The sequence below is a fragment of the Kitasatospora indigofera genome, assembly GCF_014655955.1.
Lineage (GTDB): Bacteria > Actinomycetota > Actinomycetes > Streptomycetales > Streptomycetaceae > Kitasatospora > Kitasatospora indigofera.
The window spans coordinates 47805-66849 of the sequence record NZ_BNBO01000001.1 but is presented as its reverse complement, the minus strand read 5'-3'; the positions used below and the strand labels follow the sequence as shown (position 1 = coordinate 66849).

Below are 19045 nucleotides of genomic sequence, written 5' to 3'. Positions count from 1 at the left end.
GTGCGGCTGCCGTACCCGCGGTGCGGCAGCCCTTCGGGCGGTGCGACTGCCGTACGGGCGGTGCGGCGGCCCGGGGCCGCCGGCCGGGCCGGTCAGCCGAAGTGGCCCCGGCCGTCGATCTCGACGGCCGGCTGCCCGTGCAGGTCCGGGACCTGCTGCAGCCAGGCGGGCCGGCCCGCCCGGGTGACCGCCGCGCGCCGGGCCTCGGCCGCGCGCTGCTGCTCCGGGGTGGCGAAGCCCTCCGGCAGCCAGGCCGCCGAGTCGGCCGCCCGGGCGGACAGGTGGCCGACGTACGCCTCGCGCAGTTCCGCGGGCGAGCCGAAGCCGGGTTCGTCGGTGAGCCAGGCGTCCGGCACCAGGGCCAGCACCTCGCGCAGCAGCGCGGGGGTCACCAGCGGGGCCAGCTCGGCGTCGGCCCGGGCGACGTCGGGCCGGTAGCCGCCGAGGGCGTGGTCGCTGAGGTCGTAGCGCCGGCTCACGCCGGCCGGGGCACCCGCCCAGCGGTGGTGGAAGACCAGCGCGGCGCCGTTGTCGATCAGCCAGAGCCGCCCGTGCCAGACCATCAGGTTGGGGTTGTGGACCGTCCGGTCGACGTTGGCGGTCAGGGCGTCCAGCCAGACCACCCGGCCGGCCTCGGCGGGGTCGACGTCGATCATGCCGGGCCGGAAGTCACGGGCGCCGGGGAGCAGGTCCATCCCGAGGTTGAGGCCGCTGCTGGAGCGCAGCAGGTCCTGGATCTCGGCGTCGGGCTCGTCGGCGCCCACCGCCGGGTCGAAGTCGACCAGCACCAGCGGCGGCACCCGCAGGCCCAGCCGGCGGGCCAGTTCGCCGACGATCACCTCGGCCACCAGCGCCTTGCGGCCCTGCGCGGCGCCGGTGAACTTCACCACGTACGTGCCCAGGTCGTCGGTCTCGACGACGCCGGGGACGGACCCGCCCGCGCGCAGCGGGTCGACATAGCGGACTGCGGTCACCTGATCGAGCACACCGGCCACCATAGCCTGCGCGCCCGGTCCGACCGCGAACGGTTTACCCGGCCGGGGAGGAGGTGGGTGGCGGCCCGGCCGGGAGGGGCGCCGGGGCTTCGCCGGCCACCGCCCGCGCCACCGCGAGGGCCTGTCCGACGGCCGCCGGGATGTCCGTGACCGGGAAGACCACGTGCCGGACCACCCGCTCGCGGTCCACCACCAGGACGGACCGCTTCAGCCGCAGGCCCTGGCCCACGTGGAAGGTGGGCAGCCGCAGCGCCGCCGCCAGCCGGACGTCCAGGTCGGAGAGCAGGGTGAACGGGAGGTCTTCCGCGGCGGCGAACGCCCGCTGCTCGTCCGGTCGCTGGGTGCTGACGCCGTGCACGGCCACGCCGGCCGCCCGGAAGTCCGGGTACGCCTCGCGGAACAGCCGGTTCTCCAGGGTGCAGCCGACCGCGCCCGGGATGTCGTTCCACTCCTCGGGCAGCGGGGCGGGCCGCCCGGTCGCCGGGTAGCAGAAGAGCACCGTGGCGGCCGCCGCCGGGTCGACCGGGTCGAGCTCGCCGCCGGTGTGCGCGGGCAGGGTGAGCGCCGGCAGCCGGGTGCCCGGTAGGGCGAGCATCCGGGCCGCCTCGGCGCTGTCCGGCGCGGCGGAGCCGGAGAGCGTGCCGTCGCCGAGCAGCCAGCGGTCGGCCCAGTCCTGCATGGTGACCAGGACCGGCAGCAGTCCGCGCCCGGCCTCGGTCAGCCGGTACTCGTAGCGGACCGGGCCCCGCTGGTAGGGCACCCGCTCCAGGACGCCGCTCTCGCCGAGGTGGACCAGCCGTTCGGTGAGCACCTTGCGGGAGATGCCGAGCTCGTGCTGGAGGTCGTCGAAGCGCAGCCGGCCGCGGGCCACCTCGCGGACCACCAGGATGCTCCACCAGTCGCCGATCACGGCCGCGGACTGGGCGATCGCACAGTCGGCGTCGCGTTCGGGCACTGCTCTGGGCACGGCCGCTCCTCCTTCGCGGGCCGGTGCCCTCGCGCCGGCCACTCACCGGCCGGTGCCTTCGCCGGCCGGTGCCTTCGCCGGCCGGCTCGTCCGTGGGCCGGCGTGGCGCCGGCGGGCTCCCATCCTCGCACCGGGCTTGCGAGTTTCAAAAGGGAACTAGTAAGTTCCTAATCGGAACTCACAGGTGCCCGCCGCTGGCCCGGCCGGCACCCGCCAGTACCCGGGGCCTGCCGGCACCCGGTACCCCGCACCCGCCGGTGCCCGGTACCCGCCAAGCAGCCGGGCCCCGTCCGGCCGTGAGGCCGCCCGCCCCGAGAGCACCCGCACTCCGACAGCCCCACCGCCCCGGGCGCACCCCGCACCCGAGAGCAGCCCGCACCCGAGCGCACCCGACACCCGGAAGGAGCCGCATGCCCGTCGCCTGGGCGACCCTGCGCCGCACCTGGACCATGACCGGCCGGGCCTACCCCTGGTCCTACGCCGTCGGCTGCCTGCTGACCGGCATCCTCACCATCGGCCTGTCCTACCTGGCCCTGCACGCCGTCGGCGGCGGCACCGTGGCCGCCGACTTCACCGCCCGCACCGGCGGCGCCGACTACCTCGGCTACATCGCGATCGGCGCCGGCGCCTTCATGTTCACCGTCCGGATGCTGCTCTGGAGCAGCAAGGCCCTGATCACCGAACAGCGCCAGGGCACCCTCGGCGCACTGCTGGTCGCCCCGGCCGGCCGGCTGCCCTACCTGCTGGGCTTCACCGGGTTCGCGCTGGCCAACACCGTGGTGGAGGTGGGCCTGCTCGGCGGCTTCGCGGCCCTGCTCGGCATCACCCTGCCCGCCTGCCAGCCGCTCGCCGCCCTCGCCGGGGTCCTGGCCCTGGCCTTCGCGGTCTTCGCCCTCTCGGTCGTCCTCGGCGCCCTCATGATCGTCGCGGGGGAGGCGCACATCTCGCAGAACACCGTCTTCCTCGCCGTCTCCCTGCTCTGCGGCATCACCTTCCCCAACAGTTACCTGCCCGAGCCGGCCCGCCTGCTGGCCGAGACGCTGCCCGTCACCTCGGCGATGGACGTGCTGCGCGGCGCCCTCTCGCACGGCGCCGGCCTGGCCGACCTCGCGCCGCGCCTGCTCACCTGCCTCGCCCTCGGCGCGGGGTACCTGCTGCTCGGCCTGCTCGTCCTGCCCGGCGCCGAACGCCGTGCCATCGAACGGAGTTACTGACGTGATCCGCACCCACGACCTCCGCAAGACCTTCCGCGTCCGGGAGAAGGGCCTGTTCGGTCCGCGCCTGGAGAAGACCGCGGTGGACGGCCTCGACCTGCTGATCCCGCCCGGCCGGGTGACCGGCCTGCTGGGCCTCAACGGCGCCGGCAAGACCTCCACCATCAAGATCCTCGCCACCCTGCTGCGCCCCACCTCGGGCACCGTCACCCTGGACGGCCTCGACCTGGTCGAGCACGCCCGGGAGGCCCGCCGCCGGATCAACCTGATCGCCGGCGGCGAGCGGATGGTCTACGGCAAGCTCACCGGCGCCGAGAACCTGCGCTACTTCGGCCGCCTCTACGACGTGCCGGCCCCGGTCCTGCGCCGTCGGACGGGTGAGCTGCTCGACCTCGTCGGCCTCGGCCACGCCGCCGACATCCCGGTCGAGCGCTACTCGCGCGGCATGGCCCAGCGGCTCTCGATCGCCCGCGGGCTGGTCAACGACCCCGCCTACCTGCTGCTGGACGAGCCCACCCTCGGGCTGGACGCCCCGATCGCCCGCGACCTGCGCCGGGTCGTCGCCGACCTGGCCACCGAGGGCCGGGGCGTCCTGCTCACCTCGCACTACCTGGCCGAGGTCGAGGAGCTCTGCCGGCACGTCTACGTGATCGCCGACGGCCGCCACCTCGCCGAGGGCAGCCCGGCCGAGCTCAAGGCGGCCACGGGCAGTCACCGGGCCGTCCGGGTCACCGTCACCAACCCGTCGCCCGGACTGACCGACCGGATCACCGGGTTCGTCCGCGGGATCGGCGCCGAGCCGCAGCTCGCGCCCACCGCCGACGGCGGCCTGCTGGTGACCGTCCATCACCCCGAGGACATCGCCGGACCGCTGGCCGGGGCCGTCGTCGGGGCGGGCGGGGCGATCGGCGGCCTGGAGGTCACCGAGGCCAGCCTGGAGGACGCGATCCTCGCGCTCGCCGACGGCAGCGCCGGCCCGGGCACCGGAGCCGGAACGGGCCCCCGTGCCGCCCCCGGCCCCCGTTCCGGCGCCGGCGCCGGCGCCGGCCCGGCCGCGCCGACCAGCGCCGGTACGGAGGTGGCGGCGTGAGCGGGCGCGCCCAGCACCCGGGCGGCCTGCCCAGCACCGAGGCCCTGCTGCTCCCGCTCGCCGACCGGCTGCTGCCGCTGCGGCCGGGCGAGCCCGGCCGGCCCGGCGGCCCCGGCCCCGTCCGCCCGCCCCGCCGGCCGCGTCCGCCCCGGCCGGCCGCCCGCCTGATCGGCGCCGAACTGCGCCACGCCGGAAGGGTGTTCGCCGCCGAGGCGCTCAAGCAGCACCGGACCATGTTCGGCCAGCCCCTGGTGGTGGCCTCCATGCTGATCTGGCCGCTGCTCCAGCTCGCCGCCACCTACTACACCCTGCACCCGATCGCGGCAGGCTCGGCCGCCGCCGCCCGGTGGCCGCTCGCCGCCGACCCGGCGAAGCTGCTCGGCTTCCTCGCCACCGGCGCGCTCGCCTGGGCCTTCTTCTTCTCCCTGGTGCAGTCCGCCTGGAACTTCTCCTACGAGCGGACCACCGGCACCCTGGAACTGCTCTTCCTCTCGCCGGCCGGCCGGCTGGTGCTGATGCTCGCCAACGGCGCCGGCGCGCTGCTGCAGAACGCCTGGCTGCTCACCTGCTTCCTCGGCGCGGCCGCCTTCGGGTTCGGCAGCCTGGACGTGGCCGGACCCTGGATGTACCCGGTGGTGCTGCTGGCCCTGCTGCTGCCGGCGATGGCCTGGGGCGCGCTGCTCAACAGCCTGATGGTGTTCTCCCGCGACTCCACCTTCGTCTACACCGTGCTGGACGATCCGATGTGGTTCGTCGGCGGCGTGCGGCTGCCGGTGTTCGCCCTGCCCGGCGTGCTCCGGGTGCTCGGCGCGGCGCTGCCGCTGACCGGCAGCCTGGCGGTGGTGCGCGGGGCCCTGCTGGAGCGGCAGGGCCTGGCCGCGCTGGCACCGGCGCTGGCCTGGCTGGCCGTGCTGTGCGCCCTGCTGCTCGCCGCCGCGGTGCTGGCGCTGCGGCTGGGGGAGGCCAGGGCGCAGCGGACCGGCGGGCTGCGGCTGGTCTGAACCGATCCCCGGCCGGCGCGGCCGGGCCCGGCGCCCGGCGCGGCCGCGCCGGTTTGGTGCCGGGCCGCACCGGTGGTTGGCTTGCCGGAGTTACCGGATTCCAGTCGAGGAGTGCAAGGTCATGGGACAGGTGTACGCCACCACCGAGCGGGTCTACGAGGCTTCCCCCGAGCGGGTGTACGAGGCCCTCGCCGACTACCAGGTGACCCGCCCGAAGCTGCTGCCCGCGCAGTACAGCGAGTACGAGGTGCGGGCGGGCGGCACCGGCGCCGGCACCGAGGTGCACTGGCGGCTGCAGGCCACCGAGAAGCGGGTGCGGGACTGCCTGTTCACCGTCACCTCGCCGAGCCCGGAGAAGCTGGTGGAGAGCGACGCCAACTCCAGCATGGTGATCACCTGGACGGTCTCGGCGGCCGGCGAGGGCCGGGCCAAGGTGACGGTCGAGACCACCTGGCAGGGCGCGGGCGGCATCGGCGGCTTCTTCGAGCGGACCTTCGCCCCGAAGGGCCTCAACCGGATCCACGACCAGGTGCTGGCCGCCCTCGCGGACGAGGTCCGCTGACCGGCCCGACCGGCTGATCGACCGGCCCGCCCGGCTGATCGACCGGCCTGATCGCCCGGCCCCTGGGCAACCCGCCCGGCGGGCAAGCCCGTTCGAGCGGCCCGGACACCCGTACGGCCTTCCGCGCCGTACGGGTGGAAGCCTGTTCCGGCGGGTCGTGTAGGGGTTTCGCGGCGGCGGGCGGACCCTAGGCTCGCGGCCGTGTCTATGACGATCCTTCACATCGCCCAGCCCGTCGACGGCGGGGTCGCCCGGGTGCTGGTGGACCTGGTCCGCGGCCAGCGCGAGGCGGGCCACCGGGTGCTGGTGGCCTGCCCGGGCGAGGGCCGGCTGGCGCCCGCGGCCGCCGCGGCGGGGGCGCTGGTGCGGGACTGGCCGGCCCGCCGCTCGCCCGGCCCGGCGACCGCGGCCGAGGCCTGGCGGCTGCGCCGGATCGTCCGGGAGGCCGAGCCCGACGTGCTCCACCTGCACAGTGCCAAGGCGGGGCTGGCCGGCCGGCTGGCCGTCCGGGGGTCGGTGCCGACCGTCTTCCAGCCGCACGCCTGGTCGTTCGCGGCGGTGGAGGGCCCGCTGGCGGCGGCCACCCTGCGCTGGGAGCGGTACGCGGCCCGCTGGGCGGACCGGGTGCTCTGCGTCAGCGAGCAGGAGCGGCGGGACGGCGAGGAGGCCGGGGTCCGGGCGAGCTGGGCGGTCGTCCCGAACGGCGTGGACGTGCGCCACTACGCACCCGCCGACCGGCGCGCGGCCCGGATGTCGCTGGGCCTGGACCTGGAGGCCCCGCTCGCGGTCTGTGTCGGCCGGCTCTGCCGCCAGAAGGGCCAGGACGTCCTGCTGGCGGCCTGGCCGCAGGTGCTGGCGCGGGTGCCGGCGGCCCGGCTGGCCCTGGTCGGCGGCGGTCCGGACGAGGCCGTACTGGCAGCCACGGTGAGGGAGTTGGCGGAGCCGTTCCGGGTCAGGGCGGCCGGTGACGTGCCGGATCCGCGCCCCTGGCTGGCGGCGGCCGACCTGGTGGTGCTGCCCTCGCGCTGGGAGGGGATGGCGCTGGCGCCGCTGGAGGCGATGGCGGCAGGCCGGCCCGTACTGCTGACCGACGTGCCGGGCGCGCGGGAGTGCCTGCCGCCGTCCGGGCGGGCGGGCGGTCCGGTGCCGGCCGGGGATCCGGTCGCGCTGGCCGCGGGGATCGCCCGGGCGCTGGCGGATCCGATCGAATGCGAACGGCGGGGGGCGGCGGCCCGGGCGCACGTGGCGGCGAACCATGACGTCCGGGCGGTGGTGGAAGGGGTCGAAGCGCTGTACCGGACTGTTGTGCGGACGGGCCGGAACGGGCGGACAGCCGGGCGCGGCGAGGACCGTGTCCCGGGGCGGATCTGATCGTTCTACCAGCCGTGAATGCTCGCCGCGAAGGTGCTGCCGTATTCGCACCTCAACCGAATAGGACGAGGCTTCAAGTCGGACATTCCTATTAATGGGCGGGTGGAATGAAGTGGCACGTCAACTTCCAGGAAAAAAGCCAGCGTTCGGTATTGTCTGAATTTGCCTGCTTCCTTTCCATTCGCCTCGGCAGTCCATCGAACATGCCGAAATTCGTTCGCGGCGGCAGGTACCACCTGGACCGCGCCCACCGGGCCGGGACGGCCGCCCCGGGGGACCGGGAGCCGCACTCCCGACGTCACGGGCACACAGCAGGGGAGTTCGTGCGCTGATGACCATTGACCACGAGAGCGTGCCGAGGCCGGGCGGATCCATGGCCGCCGCCCGCCGGCCCGCCACCGGAGTCCTGGACCGCCCGGCCGCCGCCGGCCCGGCCCGGACCGCCCCGGCGATCGGCCGCCACCGCCGGCCGTTCCGCTCCCGGCTCGCGCTGCCCGCCGCGCTGGTCACCGTGGACATCCTCGCCCTCGGCGCCGCCGCCGCCGTCGGCACCGCCACCCTCGGCGCCACCGGCCGCGACCGGCCGCTGCTCGCCACCAGCACCCTGCTCGGGCTGCTGCTGGTGCTCAACCTCGCCGGCGGCCTCTACCGCACCCGGCTCAGCCTCTCCGCCCTGGACGAACTCCCCGCCCTCGCGGCCCGGTCCGTGGTCGCCACCGCCTTCGCCGTCACCGTGGCCGGCTGCCTCGACGGCCGCTGGCCCGACCGGGGCACCGGCACCCCGGTCCGGCTGCTCACCCTGCTGGGCGTCTTCCTGCTGCTCGCCAGCTGCGGCCGCGCCGTCTCCTACCACCTCATCCGCCGGGCCCGCCGCCGCCGTCCCAGCCCCGTCCTGCTGCTCGGCGCCGGCCAGCTCGGCCAGTGGGTCGCCGCCGCGCTCACCGAGCGCCGCGAGTACGGCCTGCGCCCGGTCGGCTTCCTCGACCCGGACCCGGTGCTGACCGCCGAGGGCACCGGGCTGCCCGTCCTCGGCGGCCGCGAGGCGCTCGAACGCGAGGTCCGCCGCCACCGCGTCCACCACGTGCTCGCCACCGAGGGCGCCGCCGACGGCACGGAGACCGCCGCCGCCCTGCGCGAGGCCGCCCGGCTGGGCTGCCAGGTCTGGCTGGTCCCCGCCCTGCGGGAGTACGGCTCGCTGCCGGGGCCCGCCCGCCCGCGCGGCGGCGACCACCTCTGGGGCTTCCCCTGCCTGCGGATCGGCCGCCCCGCGATGCGCCGCCCCGGCTGGGCCGGCAAGCGCGCCCTCGACATCACCGCCGCCGCCCTCGGCCTGATCGCCCTGGCGCCGGTGCTGGCCGCCTGCGCGCTCGCCGTCCGCTTCGACACCGGCTCGGGCGTGCTCTTCCGCCAGCAGCGCACCGGACTCGACGGCCGGGTCTTCACCCTGCTCAAGTTCCGCACCCTGCGGCCCAGCAACGAGCACGAGTCGGCCACCCGCTGGAACATCGCCCAGGACCACCGGATGGGCGCCGTCGGCAAGCTGCTGCGCCGCAGCTCGCTGGACGAGCTGCCGCAGCTGTGGAACATCCTGCGCGGCGACATGAGCCTGGTCGGCCCCCGGCCGGAGCGCCCGTACTTCGTGATGCGCTTCGGCCAGGCGTACCCGGAGTACGCCGACCGGCACCGCGTCCCCGTCGGCCTCACCGGTCTCGCCCAGGTCAACGGCCTGCGCGGCGACACCTCCATCGAGGACCGGGCCCGCTTCGACAACCGCTACATCGAGAGCTGGAGCCTGTGGCAGGACGTCAAGATCCTGCTCCGGACGGCAGCCCTGATGCTCCACCCGGACGGAAGCTGACCACCGTGGCTCTGACCTTTCCCGCCGCCCCCGGACCGGCCGCGGCCTTACGCCGGGCGGGCGCCGCGCTGTCGGCCCGGCCGAGCCTGCTGGCCGCCGCCACCGTCCTGCTGGTCTGCGTGCCGACCGGGGAGAAGGACGTCACCGCGGCCGTCCACGTCACCCCGGCCGACCTCGCCTCGCTGGCCCTGGTCGCCCTGCTCGGGCTCGACCTGCTGCGCGGCCGCACCCCCCGGATCGGCCGGACGGCCTGCGCCCTGTTCGGCGCCGTGGTGCTGGCCGCGGCCGTCGCCACCGTCGGCTCGATCGACCCGGCCGCCAGTGCCACCGGCTTCGTCCGGCTCACCCAGGTCTTCGTACTCGTCCCCGTCGCCGTGCTCTGCGCCCTGCGCGACCGCACCGACCAGCGGCTGATCCTCGGGTCCTTCGTGCTCGCCGCGCTGGTCCAGGGCGTGGTCGGCGCCCACCAGTACCTGACCCGCACCGGCGCCTCGTACACCGGGCAGCCGATCCGGGCGGTCGGCACCTTCGGCGCGCTGGACATCATGGCGATGTCCAGCGTGGTCGGTTACGGCCTGCTCGCCGCGCTGGCGCTGGCGATGGCCGAGCGCGGCCCGGGCGGCGACGCCCGGCTGCGCCGGGCGATGTTCGCGGCCGCGGCGTTCCTGGTGTTCCCGCTCGCCGTGTCGTTCAGCCGGGGCAGCTGGATCGCCACCGGCATCGCCGCCGCCGTGCTGCTGCTGCGCTGCGACGCCCGGCTGGCCCTGCGGAACGCCGTGCTGGCGCTGGCCGCCGCGGTGGTGCTGGCGGGCGGCTTCGGGGTCGGTGCCTCCGGCGTCACGGCCCGGCTGACCAGCATCGGCTCGGTCTCGGCGGCGCCCGACCAGTCGGTCAGCGACCGCTACGACCTCTGGGGCACCGCCGAGCGGATCTGGCAGGACCACCCGGTGACCGGCGCCGGCCCCAAGGCCTTCCAGCAACTGCGCGACAGTCGCGCCCCGTTGCGGCTCTCCTCGGGCAGCGACGCGGAGGACGCCAGCATCGGGTTCACCCGCGAGCCGCTGCTCTCCCCGCACAACATGTACTTCCTGGTGCTCAGCGAGCAGGGGCTGCTCGGGATCCTGGCCTACGCCGCGCTCTTCCTCGGCCTGCTGGCCGGCTGCCTGCGCCGGGCCCGGGGCACCGGGACGGCGGCCCTCGCACTGCTCACCTGGGTGCTGGTGGACTTCCTCTACGCGGACATCGGCGGCACCACCACGGTGCTGACCTCGATCGTGCTCGGCCTCGCCGCGCGGACGGCGCTGCCGGCCGGTGCCGGGTCGGCTGCCGGGGCCCGGCCCGCGCCCGCCCTTCCGGTGCCGTACGCCCGGCCCGCCCCGGCCGCCGGCCGCGCCGAGGTGCCGGCCCCGTGAACGGCGACCCGTCCGCCCCCACGGTGGCCGCGCCGCTGCCGCCGGCCCGCGCCGCCGGGCCCCGGCCCGCACCCGCCGAGGCCCCCGCGCCGCCGTCCGGGCCGGCGGGACCACCGGACCGGCGCGGCTTCCTGGTCAAGGCCTTCGGCGTCACCGCCCTGCTGAGCGCCGCCGGGTCGGCGCTCGGCCTGCTCCGCGACCTCCTGCTGGCCCGCTTCTTCGGCGCCAACCAGGGCACCGACGCCTTCCTGGTGGCCTGGACGGTGCCCGAGACGGCGGCGCCGCTGCTGATCGAGGACGCGATGGCCTTCCTGATGGTGCCCGCCTTCAGCCTGGCCCTGGTGCTCCGCGAGGAGAACCCCGAATCGCCGGACCCGGTCCGCCAGTTGGTCCGGGCCACGCTGCCCTGGCTGCTGGCCGCGCTGTGCGCGCTGTCGCTCGGCGCGGCCCTCGGCGCGCCGCAGCTGGTGCAGCTGCTCGCCCCCGGCCTGCCCGACCCGGGCCTCGCCGTCACCTGCACCCGGATCACCGCGCTCACCATCCTGCCCTTCGGCCTGGCCGGCTACCTGGGCTCGGCGCTGCGCGCGCACCACAACTTCACCGCCCCGGCCGGCATCTACGTGGCCTACAACCTGGGCATCCTGGCCGTGCTGCTGACCTGCAACGCGATCTGGGGGGTCCGTTCGGCGGCGATCGGCGTGGCGGTCGGCAGCCTGCTGATGGCCGCGCTGCTGGTGGGCCCGTTCGTCCGGCGGCTGCGCGGCCCGGCGGCGGGCCGCGCGGCCGGGCCGCCGCCGGGAGCCCGCCGAGGCCGGGGGCCGCAGGCCGGCGGCCTGGTCCTGATCCCGCTGGCGATACTCCCGGTCGCGGTCTTCACCCTGACCCGGCAGGCGCAGGTCTTCGTCGAGCGCTACCTCGGCTCGGGCCTGCCGCCCGGCACCATCTCGCACCTCAACTACGCGGCCAAGGTCTCCCAGCTGGCGATGACCGCGGCCATCCTGATCTGCACGGTGACCTTCCCGCTGGTGGCCAGGGCATTGGCCGCCGGTGACCTGGTCACCGCCAGGGACCGGGTGGAGAAGGACCTCGGCCAGGCCACCGCCGTCGTCCTGGCCGGCACCGCCTTCCTGATGGCCTGCGCGCCCTCCGTGGTCGCGCTGCTCTTCCAGCGCGGCGCGTTCGGGCCGCAGGACACCGCGGCGACCGCCGCCGTCATCCGGGTGTACAGCTTCGGCCTGCCCGCGCAGGCCCTGATCGGGGTGATGGTCCGGCCGTACTTCTCGGTCCGCCCGGTGGTCCGCCGGGCCGGCGACCGGCGGCCGGACGACGGCGGCCGCCGGCTGCTCGACTGGTACCCGGCCGCCGCGATGCTGCTCGGCCTGGGCGTCACCGTCGTCGTCGGCCTGCTGGCCACCCCCGGCTACGGCGCGCTCGGCCTGGCGGCCGGCAACGCCGCGGGCATCACCGCCACCGCCGCCCTGCTGCTGCGCGGGCTGCTGCTGCGCGGCATCGCCGTCCGGACGGGCCGGGTGCTGGCCGGCCAGGCCCGGCTGCTGGCGGCCGCCGTCGGCGCGGCCGCGGCCGGTGCCCTGGTCGCCGGCCTGCCCGGCGACCCGCTGCTGTCGACCCTGCTCGGCGGGGCGACCGTGGCCCTGGTCTTCGCCGCGCTCGGGACGGGATTCGGCGCCGCCGAAGTCCGGGGCCCGGTGCTCGCCGCCGTCCGGGCCCTGTGCCCGCCATCCATCGCCGATGAAGGGAAGCTGCCCCATGGACGCTGAACGGGGCCCGGTCCGCCCGGTCCTGTCCGATCCGCGCCGTCGCCCTGCCGGCCCGCCGCAAACCGTGCCGGACGGCGCCGGCCGGCGGGCCCCGGCGGCCCGGGCCGGCCGGCTGCCCTACCCGCGGCGGCCGCTGCCCGCGGCCCGGCCGGGTTCGCCCTGGGCGCCGTGGATCCTGATGTACCACTCGGTGGCCGTCGAGAAGGACGACCCGTACCTGCTGACGGTCAGCCCGGGCCGGTTCGCCGAACAGATGAACTGGCTGCACCGCACCGGCCGCCGGGGCGTCTCCACCCGTGAGCTGATGCGGGCCCAGGCCGAGGGCCGGGCCGAGCGGCTGGTCGGGCTGACCTTCGACGACGGCTACGCCGACTTCGCCCGGTACGCCGTCCCGGTCCTCCAGCAGTACGGCTTCACCGCCACCGCGTACGTGGTGCCCGACCTGCTCGGCCGGGTCAACGACTGGGACTCCGACGGTCCGCGCAAGCAGTTGCTGACGGTCGACCAGGTGGCCGGGCTGGCCGCCGCCGGCTGGGAGATCGGCTCGCACGGGCTGGGCCACCGGGCGCTGCCCGGACTGCCCGCCGACCAGCTCGCGATCCAGACCAGGGAGAGCCGCCGGGCGCTGGAGGAGATGGTCGGCGGCCCGGTCACCGGCTTCTGCTACCCGTACGGGGCGGTGGACCTGGCCGCCACCCTCGCCGTCCGCGACGCCGGCTACGACTACGCCTGCGCGATCGCGCACTCCCCGCTGACCGGCCGCTTCGCACTTCCGCGCTGCTACGTCGGCGACCGCGACGGCGGCTGGCGGCTGCGCGCCAAGCGGGGCCGGCACCGGCTGCGCGACACCGTCACCGGGCTGCGCCGCGGCCGGCTGGCCGAACGGCGCGGGAGGTCCGGGCGATGAGGGTGCTGCACATCGTCACCGGCCTGGCCTCCGGCGGCGCGGAGCGGCAACTGCTGCTGACCGTCCGGAACCTGCCCGCCCACCAGCACTGCGAGGTGCTCACCCTGACCAACCCCGGCGCGGTGGCCGGCGCGCTGCGGGCGGACGGCGTCCCCGTCCACGACCTGGCGATGCGCGGCAACCGGGACGTCGGGGCGCTGCCCCGGCTGGTCCGGCTGATCCGGGCCGGCCGCTACGACCTGGTGCACACCCACCTCTACCGGGCCGGGCTGTACGGGCGGCTGGCCGCCCGGCTGGCCGGGGTGCGCGCGGTGGTCGCCACCGAGCACTCGCTGCACCCCGGGGTGATCGAGGGCCGCCCGGTCACCCCGGGCGTCAAGGGCCTCTACCTGGCCGCCGAGCGGCTGGGCCGCACCACGGTCGCGGTCTCCCGGCAGGTGGAGGGGACGCTGCACGCCTGGGGCGTGCCGCCGGCCCGGGTGGAGCTGATCCCCAACGGCATCGACGCCGCCCGGTACGCCTGGCCGGCCGGGGAGCGCGCCGCGATCCGCCGCCGGGTCCGGGACGGCCTCGGGCTGTCGCAGGGCAGCTGGGTGATCGGCGCGGTGGGCCGGCTGGTGCCCGGCAAGCGCTTCGACGTCCTGCTGGACGCGCTGCGCGAGCTGGAGGGGCCCCGGCTGGTGCTGGTCGGTGCGGGCCCCGAGCGGGCGGCGCTGGAGCGCCGGGCCGAGCGGCTGGGGGTGCGCGCCCGGGTGCTGTTCACCGGCGAGCGCGACGACGTGCCCGAGCTGCTGGCCGCCGTGGACGTGCTGGCCGCCCCCTCGACCGAGGAGACCTTCGGCCTCGGCGTGCTGGAGGGGCTGGCGGCCGGCCTCCCCGTCCGGCACAGCGCCTGCCCGGCCCTGGACGAGCTGCCCCCGGCGGCGGCCCCCGGGGCCCGCCGGATCCCCTCCGACCCGGCCGCCTACGCCTCGGCCCTGCGTGAGCTGTACGACCTGCGGGCCGCGGCCGTCCGTTCGCCCGTCCCGGCGCCGGCGGTGGCCCGCTACGACGTCGCCCGGGCCGCCGCGGAGCTGGGCGCCCTCTACGACCGACTGGTGCCGCGCCCCGCGTCCGCACCCACCGGCGCCGCACCCGGCGCCTGAGCCCGATCCCAGCCCAGCCCCAGTCCAGCCCCGATCCCGATCCCGTCACTCCGGTCCGCCCCGGGCCGGCCGATCCCACGGAGCCCCCTCATGTCCGAACTGCGTCAGAGCGCTCGCCAACTGGCCCGCCGCTGGTGGCCGGTGGCCCTCGCGGTGCCGCTCGGCGCCGCGGCCGGCGCCGGCTACGCGACCGTCGCGCACCCCGTCTACGCCGCCAACGCCTACGTGGTGGTGGTGCCGCAGACCGCGGGGGAGGGCGCGAACGCCGTCAACTTCGCCCAGGCGTACGGCCGGCTGGCCGGCCAGCCGCAGGTGCTCGCGCCGGCCGCGGCGGCCAGCGGGCACACCACCTCGGAGCTGTCGGAGCTGGTGCACGGCACCACCTCCCCGGACGCGCCGGTGATCGAGATCACCGGCACCGGGCCGGCGCCGAAGGAGGCCGCGCGGGCCGCCGACGCGGTGGCGAAGGCGCTGGTGGCCTTCGCCAACCCGAGCACGCCGGAGACCGGGGTCAAGCTCGTCCCGCTGGCGGCGGCCGCCGCGCCCGAACGGCCGACCTCCCCGTCCGCCCAGCTGGACGTCGCGGTGGGCGGCGCGGCCGGGCTGCTGACCGGCGCCCTGGTGATGATGACCCGCCGGCGCGGCGACGACCCGGCCACCGCCCCCGGCGACCAGGCCGCGTCCGTCACCCCTGCCGCGCAGGCCGCACCCGCCGCTCCGGTGCCCGCCCCGGCCACCGCCAGGGAGGCCGCCGAGCCGACCGCGAGCACCCGGTGACCGCCGACCTGGCGTCGGCGGCCGGCCTCCCGGCGCAGGCCGCCGGGCCGCGCTGGACCAGTGAGGTCCGCCGGGACGACGAGGCCCTCGCCGCCCTCGCCGCCGAGTGGGACGACCTGGCCGCCCGCTGCCGCGCCGCCACCTCCTTCCAGAGCGCCGCCTGGCAGGCTTCCTGGTGGCGGAGCTACGGCCGGCCGGGGGCCCTGGTGGTGGTCCTGGTCCGCCGGGACGGCCTGCTGGTCGGCGCGGGCGCCTTCCGGCGGCGGGCCAGCCTGCTGGGGCGGCTGTCCGGCGGGCTGACCGGCCTGGGCGGCGCGCTGATCGACTTCACCGACGTCCTGCTGGACGACGACTGCGCGGCGCGGGCCGCCGCCGAGCTGGCCGCCGCGCTGCCGCTCAGCCGGCCCTGGCACAGCCTGGAACTGCGCGAGGTGCATCCGGACGCGGCCGCCCAGCAGCTCTTCGAGCACTGGCGGGGCGTCCGGCACCGGCTGCCCGACTCGCTCTGCCAGTACCTGCCGGCCGTCCCGATGGAGGAGCTGCTCAAGCGGCTGCCGGGCCGGACCGCCCAGCGCAGCCGGGTGAAGCTGCGCCGGATCGCCGAGTCGGGCGTGGAGTTCCGGTCCACCCCGGCCGAGGAGGTGCCGGAGGCCGTCGCCGGGCTGCTGCGGCTGCACTTCCTGCAGTGGCAGCAGCGCGGCGTCACCCCGGAGCACCGCTCCGAGCGCTTCGCCCGGCACCTGACCGAGTCCACCACCGGCCTGGTCGCGGCCGGCCGCGCCGCCGTGCACCAGTACTGGCTGGACGGCGAGCTGGTCGCGGTGAACCTGCTGCTGCTCTCACCGGCCTTCGGCGGTCTCTACCTCTACGGCGCGCACCCGGCGCTGCGCGAGCGGCTGGACATCGCCGGACTGTTGTTCGGGGCGGCCCTGGACGAGGTGGTGGAGGCCGGGATCCCGGTGCTGAGCCTGCTGCGCGGCCAGGAGCCGTACAAGCAGCGCTGGCGCCCGGACGCGCTGGCCAACCAGCGGCTGCTGCTGGGCCCCGGCCGGCTCGCCCCGGCGGTGGCGGTGCTGCTGCTCGCGGCCCGGGCCCGGCGGGCCGCCGTCGAACTGCTGCGCGCGCGGCTGCCGCGCGTCAAGGAGGCCCTAGCGGCCCGTCGCCGGAGCTGACGCCGCCGGGGCCGCCCCGGCGGTGGCCGCCGGCCCGGGCCCGGCGGGGGCGGGGGAGGCGGGAGCGGGCGACGCGGGCGCCGGTGCGGCCGGGGAGGAGGGGCCGGGCGCGCCCTTCGAGCCGGTCATCAGCTGCTTGAACACCGCACTCGACCGCGGATTGCGGTCGCACCCCCAGAACCCGTGCGGGCAGTAGTCCGTCACGGTCTGGTAGCTGGTGTCGTGGGTGCGCATCCACTCCACCATCCGCCGGACGTACTCGGGGTTGTCGCCGTTGCGGAACAGGCCCCATTCCGGGTAGGAGACCGGCTTCCCGCGCCTGGCCGCGAACTCGACCTGGTCCTGGAGGCCGTAGGGCTCCGAGACGTAGTCGTCGAAGGTGGCCCCGGCGGGCTGGTCGTAGCTGTCCATGCCGATGATGTCGACCACGTCGTCGCCCGGGTAGCAGCGGGTCCAGGGGACGGCGTCCAGGCCGCGGTTGGGGGTGAAGTCGAAGCGGAACCGCTGCCCGGGCACCGAGCGCATCACCGTGACGATCCGCCGCCAGTAGGCCTTCCAGGCGGTCGGGTCGGGCTTGCAGCGGTGGGTGTACGTGACGCCGTTCATCTCCCAGCCGAGGGTCAGCACGGTGTCGGTGCCGCCCAGCGCGACCAGCTTGCGGGCCAGCTTGAGGAAGTGCTGGTCGAAGTCCCCCCGGGCGCCCTGGGCCAGCAGCCGGGCGACCTCCGCGTCCGGGACGCCGCCCTCGCTCGGCACCAGCATCGGCACGCCGAGCACGAGGGTGCGCGCGGGGTCGGCCTGCCGCCACTGCGACCAGAGACCGAGCACCACCGGCTCGCCCTCGACGTCGCCCCAGCTGTTGCCGGCCAGGTAGGTGTGGCCGACCTGGAGGTTGGCGTTGCCCAGCCACTGGGCGTAGCGCCCGATCTGCGGGATGTACCTGTCCCATGAGCCGACGAAGGCCCCGAACGGAGGCTCGTGCCGGGGCTGTTGGGTGGCGGGCCGGGGAGCGGCGCCGCGCGGGGCGGCCACGTCGGCGGAGAGGTCCCGGCCGGTCCCGTCCCGGTCGGGCGCGGGGCCCGCCGGGACGCTCGCGGAGGTCAGCATGAGCAGCGCGGCGGCGGCCAGGGCGAGCCGGCCAGAACGCATGGTCTCTCCTCGTGGGCGTCAGGGCCGGGCCCGGGCCGGCCGGCTAGTCCGGCACCGGCCCGAATCCGACACCGGCCCAACTCCGACACTAAGGCCACAAGGCGTCAGAAAACCCCAATGTCACCCTAAAGTGGACGCCGTTCGAACTCCCCTTCCGGGCCCGCGCGGGAGCCCGCCACCGGCCCGCCGGCGCACCGCCGGGCGTCCGCGGGGAGGCGCCGCGAGGCCCCCGGGCGGGCGCCGCCCCGGCCCGGGAACCGCGCCCGGGCGCGGTGCGTCTGTGTACCACCTCTGTAACAGTCCGTCCGGCCGCCGCGGCCCCGCGGGCGAGGGCCGGCGGCCGGCCCGCCCGCCCGGCGGGACCCCCGACGGCGCAGGTCGGCCGACGCGTCCGGCGGCCTCGTGGCCGACCCCCGGACGGGTGTCCGTCCTACGGACGGCCGACGATGTCCGGCTGACTCGCGGGGTGATCGGAAGGTACGCTCCGCCCGTGTCCTGGAAGCCGCTGCGTGTTCTCACCCCCCGTTCGATCCTCCCTGCTCTGGCGGTCCTGCTGGTGCTGCTGGCGGGTGCGGCCGCGCACGCCAACAAGCCGGTCCCGTTCGGTGACCGGGTGGCCGAACCGGGTGGTGCGGACGCGAGCCCGGTGACCGCGCAGTCGCTGGACACCGCCGGGCTGGAACTCAAGGTGGGCCCCGGACTGGAGGCCTACGACCCCGCCACCGGCGAGCACGCCTGGTCCTACCGGCGGGAGGGCGCGACCGCCCTCTACCTGGCGATGGCCGGTGAGGACGCGGTGGTGCTCTGGGACGACGGCCTGGTCACCTCGGTCCGACCGAGCGACCACGAGGTGCGCTGGCACCGCGCCGTGCCCGGCCTCGCCGAGTGGCTGCGCGGCGAGGGCGAGACCGGCGCCGCCCAGCGGAGCGAGACCCAGCGCAAGCAGCTGGCGGTGGAGCGCGCGGCGATCGCCCTGTACACCGTGCCCGAGGCCAGCCCCTGGGTGGCGGTGGTGACGCCCGGTCTGACCATGGGATTCCGCGACGCCGACGGTGATCTGCGTTACAACGACCGCCCGGCGGGCAACTGCGCCTACGACCCGGTGCGCACCGTGCGGACCAACTACGCCGTCCTCGTCCCGCGGACCTGCACCGGCAGCGGCAGCAACAACCACCAGGCCTTCGGCGGCATCACCGGGTACCGCCTGGACAGCACCAACTGGCAGCTGGCCACCGGCCCGGCGGTGGCGATGCGGGCGCTGGACGGGCAGCGGGTGCAGATCGAGGACGGCCCGGTCCTCGGCAGCCGGGTCTTCGACACCAAGGCGGCGGCTCCGGAGTCCGCCTGCGGCAGCCGGACCGAGGTCTTCGCCGCCGTCCGCCCGCAGGGCACCTGCGCCGAGCCGGTGGCCAACCCCGGCCCCTGACCGCCCCGCCCGGGCCCGGCCGCGCGCCCGCCGGGTGCGCGGTGTGCGCCCGTCGTGCGCCGCTCCGGCGCGGTATTGCCTTCGGGCCTTCGCGCGGCGCCCGGTAGACTGGTCCGCATGGCTGACTTCTCCGGGCACTAGCGGGCGGGACGGCGAGCCGATCGGTGCACCTCAGGGTGCGTCCGACGGCCGTCCGTGTTCCGTGACGCCGCCCCCTCACC

General features: G+C 76.6%; 16 protein-coding genes. 13 read left to right on the top strand and 3 right to left on the bottom strand.

Annotation, left to right across the window (positions count from 1 at the left end):
- Nucleotides 1-92: 92 nt before the first annotated feature.
- Nucleotides 93-986 (bottom strand): HipA family kinase, encoded by an 894-nt coding sequence (locus tag IE329_RS00315; RefSeq protein WP_190208689.1) that lies wholly within the window; start codon nt 984-986, stop codon nt 93-95.
- Between the two features lie 43 nt (nt 987-1029).
- Nucleotides 1030-1962: a winged helix-turn-helix transcriptional regulator gene (locus IE329_RS00310; protein ID WP_190208688.1), complete on the bottom strand. Its 933-nt coding sequence runs from the start codon at nt 1960-1962 to the stop codon at nt 1030-1032.
- A gap of 410 nt (nt 1963-2372) precedes the next feature.
- On the opposite strand from IE329_RS00310, the gene IE329_RS00305 reads away from it, so the two are divergent.
- From IE329_RS00305 to IE329_RS00250, 12 genes are all read left to right on the top strand, one after another.
- Entirely contained in the window at nt 2373-3176 is an 804-nt protein-coding gene (locus IE329_RS00305; protein WP_190208687.1) for an ABC transporter permease, read from the top strand.
- Nucleotide 3177: 1 nt separating this feature from the next.
- Nucleotides 3178-4266, top strand: coding sequence for an ABC transporter ATP-binding protein (locus tag IE329_RS00300; protein WP_190208686.1), 1089 nt, complete (start codon nt 3178-3180; stop codon nt 4264-4266).
- Entirely contained in the window at nt 4263-5267 is a 1005-nt protein-coding gene (locus IE329_RS00295) for an ABC transporter permease (protein WP_229927044.1), read from the top strand. Before IE329_RS00300 ends, IE329_RS00295 begins: the two co-directional genes overlap by 4 nt.
- Nucleotides 5268-5388: 121 nt before the next feature.
- Nucleotides 5389-5829: an SRPBCC family protein gene (locus tag IE329_RS00290; RefSeq protein ID WP_073928796.1), complete on the top strand. Its 441-nt coding sequence runs from the start codon at nt 5389-5391 to the stop codon at nt 5827-5829.
- A gap of 207 nt (nt 5830-6036) precedes the next feature.
- Nucleotides 6037-7200: a glycosyltransferase gene (locus IE329_RS00285; protein WP_190208685.1), complete on the top strand. Its 1164-nt coding sequence runs from the start codon at nt 6037-6039 to the stop codon at nt 7198-7200.
- Nucleotides 7201-7531: 331 nt separating this feature from the next.
- Nucleotides 7532-9058, top strand: a complete 1527-nt coding sequence (locus IE329_RS00280; RefSeq protein WP_229927043.1) for a sugar transferase — start codon at nt 7532-7534, stop codon at nt 9056-9058.
- A gap of 5 nt (nt 9059-9063) precedes the next feature.
- A complete protein-coding gene (locus tag IE329_RS00275) occupies nt 9064-10470 on the top strand; it encodes an O-antigen ligase family protein (protein WP_229927042.1) in 1407 nt (468 codons plus the stop codon).
- On the top strand, nt 10467-12248 hold the full coding sequence (locus IE329_RS00270) for a lipid II flippase MurJ (protein WP_190208684.1): 1782 nt from the start codon (nt 10467-10469) through the stop codon (nt 12246-12248). Before IE329_RS00275 ends, IE329_RS00270 begins: the two co-directional genes overlap by 4 nt.
- Complete coding sequence (locus IE329_RS00265; RefSeq protein ID WP_229927041.1) at nt 12238-13155, top strand: polysaccharide deacetylase family protein; 918 nt, start codon at nt 12238-12240, stop codon at nt 13153-13155. Before IE329_RS00270 ends, IE329_RS00265 begins: the two co-directional genes overlap by 11 nt.
- Complete coding sequence (locus tag IE329_RS00260; protein ID WP_190208683.1) at nt 13152-14300, top strand: glycosyltransferase; 1149 nt, start codon at nt 13152-13154, stop codon at nt 14298-14300. The genes IE329_RS00265 and IE329_RS00260 overlap by 4 nt, the downstream gene beginning before the upstream one ends.
- Before the next feature lie 90 nt (nt 14301-14390).
- Entirely contained in the window at nt 14391-15077 is a 687-nt protein-coding gene (locus IE329_RS00255) for a Wzz/FepE/Etk N-terminal domain-containing protein (protein WP_190208682.1), read from the top strand.
- A complete protein-coding gene (locus IE329_RS00250; RefSeq protein ID WP_229927040.1) occupies nt 15074-16249 on the top strand; it encodes a GNAT family N-acetyltransferase in 1176 nt (391 codons plus the stop codon). The genes IE329_RS00255 and IE329_RS00250 overlap by 4 nt, the downstream gene beginning before the upstream one ends.
- On the opposite strand, the gene IE329_RS00245 is transcribed toward IE329_RS00250, so the two are convergent.
- Complete coding sequence (locus tag IE329_RS00245; protein WP_190208681.1) at nt 16226-17398, bottom strand: glycoside hydrolase family 26 protein; 1173 nt, start codon at nt 17396-17398, stop codon at nt 16226-16228. The genes IE329_RS00250 and IE329_RS00245 overlap by 24 nt on opposite strands.
- 490 nt (nt 17399-17888) lie before the next feature.
- Here IE329_RS00245 and IE329_RS00240 point away from each other — a divergent pair, with 490 nt between their 5' ends.
- On the top strand, nt 17889-18824 hold the full coding sequence (locus IE329_RS00240) for a PQQ-binding-like beta-propeller repeat protein (protein WP_190208680.1): 936 nt from the start codon (nt 17889-17891) through the stop codon (nt 18822-18824).
- The last annotated feature ends 221 nt before the right edge of the window (nt 18825-19045 follow it).